The 4,250-nt window shown below is 29.9% G+C and carries 6 protein-coding genes and 1 pseudogene; all 7 read left to right on the top strand.

Annotated features, from left to right (window positions below; translation table 11 throughout):
* Nucleotides 1-413, top strand: a 413-nt coding sequence (metG, locus tag HMPREF2782_RS04695; protein WP_070641240.1) for a methionine--tRNA ligase subunit beta, incomplete at its 5' end; no start/stop codon positions are given.
* Nucleotides 414-476: 63 nt separating this feature from the next.
* Complete coding sequence (locus HMPREF2782_RS04690; RefSeq protein WP_039880650.1) at nucleotides 477-758, top strand: CD1845 family protein; 282 nt, start codon at nucleotides 477-479, stop codon at nucleotides 756-758.
* A gap of 82 nt (nucleotides 759-840) precedes the next feature.
* The gene (locus HMPREF2782_RS04685; RefSeq protein WP_070641238.1) at nucleotides 841-1,614 is read left to right on the top strand and encodes a replication initiator protein A; all 774 of its coding nucleotides are present in this window, start codon (nucleotides 841-843) and stop codon (nucleotides 1,612-1,614) included.
* Nucleotides 1,611-2,438, top strand: a complete 828-nt coding sequence (locus HMPREF2782_RS04680) for an ATP-binding protein (RefSeq protein ID WP_070641236.1) — start codon at nucleotides 1,611-1,613, stop codon at nucleotides 2,436-2,438. Before HMPREF2782_RS04685 ends, HMPREF2782_RS04680 begins: the two co-directional genes overlap by 4 nt.
* A complete protein-coding gene (locus HMPREF2782_RS04675; protein ID WP_000606600.1) occupies nucleotides 2,431-2,916 on the top strand; it encodes a PcfB family protein in 486 nt (161 codons plus the stop codon). Before HMPREF2782_RS04680 ends, HMPREF2782_RS04675 begins: the two co-directional genes overlap by 8 nt.
* Nucleotides 2,913-3,647, top strand: a complete 735-nt coding sequence (locus tag HMPREF2782_RS04670; RefSeq protein WP_070641234.1) for a phage antirepressor KilAC domain-containing protein — start codon at nucleotides 2,913-2,915, stop codon at nucleotides 3,645-3,647. Before HMPREF2782_RS04675 ends, HMPREF2782_RS04670 begins: the two co-directional genes overlap by 4 nt.
* Nucleotides 3,640-4,206: pseudogene (locus HMPREF2782_RS04665) on the top strand (type IV secretory system conjugative DNA transfer family protein); the annotation flags it as partial. The gene HMPREF2782_RS04670 and the pseudogene HMPREF2782_RS04665, both read left to right, overlap by 8 nt.
* Between the last annotated feature and the right edge of the window lie 44 nt (nucleotides 4,207-4,250).

The raw sequence follows: 4,250 nt of genomic DNA, 5'->3' as shown, positions 1-4,250 counted from the left end.
CTTACGAAACTTACGACAAACTTACGACAGAAAAAATCGACTTTTCAAAAGTGAAAGTTGAACCATTATTTGAAGATATGGTTGATTTTGAAACTTTCTCAAAATCTGATTTTAGAGTTGTAAAAGTTAAGAACTGCGAAGAAGTTCCAAAGTCAAAAAAACTTTTGAAATTTACATTAGATGATGGTTCTGAAAAAGAAAGAGTTATTTTATCTGGTATTAAGGAATATTACAGCGCAGAGAGCTTAATTGGAAAGACATTGCTTGCAATTTGTAATCTTCCTCCTCGTAAGATGATGGGAATCGACTCAGAAGGTATGATTATATCTGCAATTTGTGAGTACGACGGAGAAGAAAAACTTAACTTAATAATGTTGGATGATAATATTCCAGCAGGATCAAAATTATATTAAAGGACACGCTAATTATGAAACTGGGGTTTGTTATGAATCCCAGTTTAATTTTTAGGGGTATGTATGAGATGGATAATTAGAATAATTTTATTACCGATAAGATTAGTGTTGAGTTTGCTAATAGCTTTTTTAACCTTCATATTAAGTTTGAGTACTGCGTTGTTAAGCGTAGTTTCTACTTTAATTTTTATAATTGGATTAGCTAGCATATTTCAAGGAGACAAGCAAATTGTAATTGAAGCACTAATATTAGCATTTTTATTTAGTCCATTTGGATTACCTAAATTAGGTATATATGTTATTGGATTATTAGAATTATTAAACTATACAATAAAATCAATTTAAAGAAAAATAAATATTAGACAATCGTAGACGATAGAAAGTAATAATTCTGTCGTCTTTTTTATTTCACAGAAAGGAGGTAAAGATGAATTTTGATTATTTCTATAATAGGCAATCTGAGATGTATAACTTCATTAGGTTGCCTATGGTATTAATGGAAGATGAAATTTTTGATAGCATTTCTATTGAAGCTAAAGTTTTGTATTCATATATGCTTAATCGAATGGGTCTTTCATATAAAAATGGATGGATAGATGAAGATGGAAAAGTCTTTATTTACTACACAATAGAAAGTATAAAAGATCAATTTAATTGTGCGAGTGAAAAAGCAAATAAATTAATAGCTGAGCTTGATATTAAATCAGGGATAGGACTGATTGAAAAGAAAAGACAAGGACTTGGAAAGCCTAACAGAATCTATGTTAAAGACTTTATGAGCATATTTAATAATACGAAATTTAAAAATCAAGAATTTCGAAAAACAAAATTCCAGAAGTTCGATAATCGAAATTCAAGAGATTCGAATATCGAAAATCAAGATTTTCGAAAATCGGAAAGTAACTATAACAATATTAGTAATAATGAGTTAAGAAAGAATGATTTTAGTAAAGGGCAAAAGCCTTATGGAATATATAAAAATATATTTTTGACTGATGAAGAATACAAGGACTTAACAAATGAGTTAGGAAGTAGAATTAGTGCATACATTGATAGGCTCTCGTCTTATATGAAAGCAAATAACAGAGAATATCAAGACCACAAGGCAACGATAATCAATTGGTATCTTAATGATCAGGCAAAAAACATTAATGATAATACAACAAGGAAAATGAATTACGATATAGGAGAGAGTTTATGAAGAGCTTAAAAGATTTTGTATTAAGAGAAAATGATATTGAAAGAAATGGGCATATCTATTGCAAGGTATGCGGTAAAAGAGTCGATGGAGAATTACTTGACCTTGGATTTACAAAGTTTATTCCAAGAATTAAATGTGAATGTGAAATAAAAAGAGATAAGAAAAATTCAGAAAGAGAAATATTAACGAGAATATCATCGCTAAAAAGAGATTGTTTTTCATCGCCAAACCAACACCAATATACTTTTGAGAGATTCTTAAATGAAAAAGGTCAAGCTTACAAGGTTGCTTACAATTATGCCAAGAGTTTTGAGCAAATGAAGGAAGACAATGTTGGACTTTTATTTTATGGAGATGTTGGCAGTGGAAAGACTTATCTTGCTTGTTCTATTGCAAATGAATTAATTGAAAGAGAACAAGTTAAAGTTAAGATTATGAATTTATCTCAGGTTATAAATCAAATACAAAAATCTGCATTTAAGGTTGATTCAAATGAAATAATAAGTAACCTATCTAATATTCCTTTATTAATCTTAGATGACCTTGGAATTGAAAGGGATACATCTTATGCAAGAGAGCAAGTATATAACATTATAAACTCAAGATACTTAAAGGGTAGGCCGACAATTTTTACTACAAATTTATCATTAGAAATTATTCAAAATCCTAATATTGAACTTGAGTATCAGAGAATATATTCAAGAATACTTGAAATGACAATACCAGTTAAAGTTACGGGAGAAGATTTTAGAAGAAAAATTCAACAAGAGAAGTTAAGAAAATACAAAGAGTTACTTTTATATGGAGGTGGAATAGATGATTAATGAAGAAGTATCCAGGTCAAGTCTTAATCTTGAAGTAAGACTTGCAAAAGCAACAAGTAAAGCAATTCTTGATGCCTTAAAGAAAGTTCACAAACAAATAGAAGAACAAGGAGGTTTGAAAAATGTAATAAAAAATAACGGAGAAGAAGTAAAGCTAAAAGATATGGTTAAAAAGGGACAGTTAGAAGAAATTAACCTAAAGGATCCTGAGTTAAAAGAACTAAAGAAAATTTTAAACAAACACGGAGTGAAGTTTTCTGTTATGAAAGATAAGGAAACTGGTAACCACTCTGTGTTTTTTCAATCTAAGGATATAAAGGTAATGGAACATGCCTTTAAAAAAGCAGTTAAGGCTTCTGAAAGAAAGGCCGATAGAAAAGATTCAATAACGAAGACTATAAATAAGTTTAAAGATATGGCTAAGGACACTATCAGCAAAGATAAGGTTAAAAATAAACATAAGGAGCAAAGCTTATGATAAGTAATTTAAAAACATTTGAAAATAAGAATTTTGGGAAACTCACTGTTATAGAAAAAGACGGTGAGTTTTTCTTTATAGCAAATGAAGTAGCAACTATGTTGGGATATGTCAATCCAAGAAAAGCTGTTTATGACCATGTAGATGAGGAAGATAAGGGTGTAACGAAATGGAACACCCCGGGAGGAATACAGAATATTTCAATAATTAACGAATCAGGTTTGTATTCACTTATCCTCTCATCAAAATTACCACAAGCAAAAATATTCAAAGCTTGGGTAACGAGAGAAGTCTTACCAAGTATTAGAAAAAATGGAGGATATATAGCTGGTCAAGAAAAGAAAACTAACGAAGAGCTACTTGCAGATGCAATTCTGGTAGCCAATAGAATTATTGCCGAAAGAGAAGAAGAAATTGACGAATTAAGACCAAAGGCAGATTATTATGACAAATTAGTAGATTATAACCTACTTACAAACTTTAGAAATACTGCCAAAGAGTTAGGAATACCACAAAATCAATTTATAAGTTTTTTAATGGATAAGGGATTAATTTATAGAGATAAGAAAAAGAAACTCTTACCTTATGCAGATAAGAACAAGGGATATTTTGAAGTAAAAGAATGGGTTGATCCACTAGGTACACTTGTAGGCATACAAACATTTATAACACCAAAGGGAAGACACTACCTACTAATTTTATTAGATAGTGAAGGTTTCTACGATGAATAAGGTATTAGAAGCCATTCTTTCTGATATTAAAAACTTAATTAAAATAGACAACCCAAAGAAATTTATATTAGCAAACATTCCTTATTTATCATTTTGCTACATTGGAAATATCTTTTCTAAGCACATAAATTCTTATGTAGGAGGAGATATTATTGATAGATTAATGGTGGGAATTTCTGATATAGGAACTTTATCTTATATACCAAGTATTAATCCAAGGGACTTGTTAGTAGGTATTTCAGTTGCTGGTCTTGTTAAGCTAATTGTTTATAGTAAAGGTAAAAATAAAAAGAAATATAGGCAAGGCAAGGAATATGGATCTGCAAGATGGGGAGAAAGTAAGGATATTGCTCCATATATTGACCCTAAGTTTGAAAACAATGTTCTTATAACTAATACTGAAAGACTTACAATGAATTCAAGACCTAAAAATCCTAAATATGCTAGAAATAAAAATGTATTAGTAATAGGTGGTTCTGGATCAGGCAAGACAAGATTTTATGTAAAGCCAAATCTAATGCAAATGCACTCTTCTTATGTAGTAACAGACCCTAAAGGATTAACCTCTTAGGGACAGAGAAAATAATAAAAACTTGGAAAGGA

This window comes from Anaerococcus sp. HMSC068A02, assembly GCF_001811125.1.
GTDB lineage: Bacteria > Bacillota > Clostridia > Tissierellales > Peptoniphilaceae > Anaerococcus > Anaerococcus vaginalis_C.
Note: the sequence above shows the minus strand (reverse complement) of the source record. Positions and strands in the feature narration are given on the sequence as shown.